Annotated in this window: 2 protein-coding genes; one reads left to right on the top strand and one right to left on the bottom strand. The window is 51.3% G+C overall.

What is annotated here, in order from left to right; translation table 11 throughout:
* A partial coding sequence (locus tag QUB64_RS32810) for a CHAT domain-containing protein (protein ID WP_333394365.1) occupies nucleotides 1–1,620 on the top strand: 1,620 nt, incomplete at its 5' end.
* Here QUB64_RS32810 and QUB64_RS32805 read toward each other — a convergent pair.
* A partial coding sequence (locus QUB64_RS32805) for a bacteriophage T4 gp5 trimerisation domain-containing protein (RefSeq protein WP_333394362.1) occupies nucleotides 1,531–2,011 on the bottom strand: 481 nt, incomplete at its 5' end. The two genes, QUB64_RS32810 and QUB64_RS32805, sit on opposite strands and share 90 nt — an antisense overlap.

The following is a 2,011-nucleotide window of genomic DNA, read 5'->3' as shown; positions in this document are numbered from 1 at the left end:
AATCAAACACCGATATCAAATTTGCCGATCGCACCGACAATTCAAAATCAAACACCGATATCAAATTTGCCGATCGCACCGACAATTCAAAATCAAACACCGATATCAAATTTGCCGATCGCGCCAGGGCCGACAATTACTCAAATTTTGCCTGGTGCCGCGCCAATCAATCTCGCACCAATACCGACACTGCTGCAAGTTCCGGAGCTCTCCGCCAGCGGCCCACCGAGCACAAATCCTTTATTTTCTGCCAGCTTGCAACAGCAAAACCAGATATCTAATTCCTTGCAACAGCGCGATTCGCCTCCCGCCTCCCGGAATATTGACATTTCCAATTTGCCACCTAACCCGGGTGCGGTTATTTATCCCGTAGAAAACAGATTTACCAGGGAGTTTGTCGATTACCTAAGTTTGCCACCCACAAATGCGCTCGCCACCCTAAAAGTTGCTCAAAATACCCTTGGCGCCGTCCAAAAAGCCACAGGCATCAAACCAGCTATCATCTATATGAGCTTTGTACCCAAGGGTTCTACAGTCGATAGGCCTGACAACAGTTCGTCCATCTTGCGCGTAGAACCGCAAATTCAAGCCTCTGACGAACTGGAACTAATGGTGATCACCCCCGAAGGCGCGCCCGTTCGCCAGCGCATCACTGGAACCTCTCGCGCCCAGGTAATCGAAGCTGTTGGGAGATTTCGCACCGAACTGACTAATCCGGTAAAGCGCAATACTAAAACTTATTTACCCTGGGCTCAGCAGCTCTACCAGTGGATAGTAGCGCCGATCGAGGCAGAGCTGCAAGCCAAAGGCATTCAGAATTTATCTTTTATCTCGGATATGGGGTTGCGATCGATCCCGATGGCGGCCCTGCACGACGGCAAAGGCTTTCTGATAGAGCGTTACAGCGTCGGTTCGATGGCGAGTCTGACTTTGACAGATACCAAACCCACCAACTTCAAAAATACCCAAGTTCTGGCAATGGGGGCGTCGCAATTTGCCGATATGAGTCCTTTACCTGCGGTGGAGATAGAAGTACCGACAATCACCCCGCAGCGGTGGCCCGGTAAGTCTTTCTTGAATCAAGCTTTCACTCTGGCAAATTTGCGATCGCAGCGCCCTTTTGGGATCATTCACTTGGCTACTCACGCCGACTTTCGATCGGGAGATCCCAGCGAATCCTTTATTCAGTTGTGGGATACTAAATTGGGTTTGGATCAGTTGCGGCGAATGGGATGGGACAGCCCGCAGGTTGAACTGTTGGTTTTGAGCGCTTGCAAGACTGCTGTGGGCGATCGACAAGCGGAGTTGGGCTTTGGCGGGTTAGCGGTGCAAGCCGGGGTTAAATCAGCTCTGGCGACTCTTTGGTATGTCAGCGACGAGGGCAGTTTGGGATTGATGGCGGAGTTTTACGGGCAGTTGAAAACTGCTCCGATTAAGGCTGAGGGCTTGCGGCAAGCGCAATTAGCTATGTTGCGCCAAGAGGTGCGCATTGAAGGGCGGATGTTGCGGACTTCTTTTGGTAATGTGCCGCTACCGCCGGAATGGGTAAACACGGGGACTCGGAATTTTTCTCATCCTTATTATTGGGCGGCTTTTAGAATGATTGGTAATCCTTGGTAATGAGATTTGTTTTAGTCGATCGACTTTTTGACTCTCCGGGCGATCGACTTTTTGACTCTCCGGGCGATCGACTTTTTGACTGTGCGGGCGATCGACTTTTTGACTGTGCGGGCGATCGACTGTTTGACTCTCCGGGCGATCGACTGTTTGACTCTCCGGGCGATCGACTTTTTGACTCTCCGGGCGATCGACTTTTTGACTCTCCGGGCGATCGACTTTTTGACTCTCCGGGCGATCGACTTTTTGACTCTCCGGGCGATCGACTTTTTGACTCTCCGGGCGATCGACTTTTTGACTCTCCGGGCGATCGACTTTTTGACTCTCCGGGCGATCGACTTTTTGACTCTCCGGGCGATCGACTTTTTGACTCTCCGGGCGATCGACTTTTTGA

This window comes from Microcoleus sp. Aus8_D2 (assembly GCF_036702665.1).
In the GTDB taxonomy this organism is placed as follows: domain Bacteria; phylum Cyanobacteriota; class Cyanobacteriia; order Cyanobacteriales; family Microcoleaceae; genus Microcoleus.
Note: the sequence above shows the minus strand (reverse complement) of the source record. Positions and strands in the feature narration are given on the sequence as shown.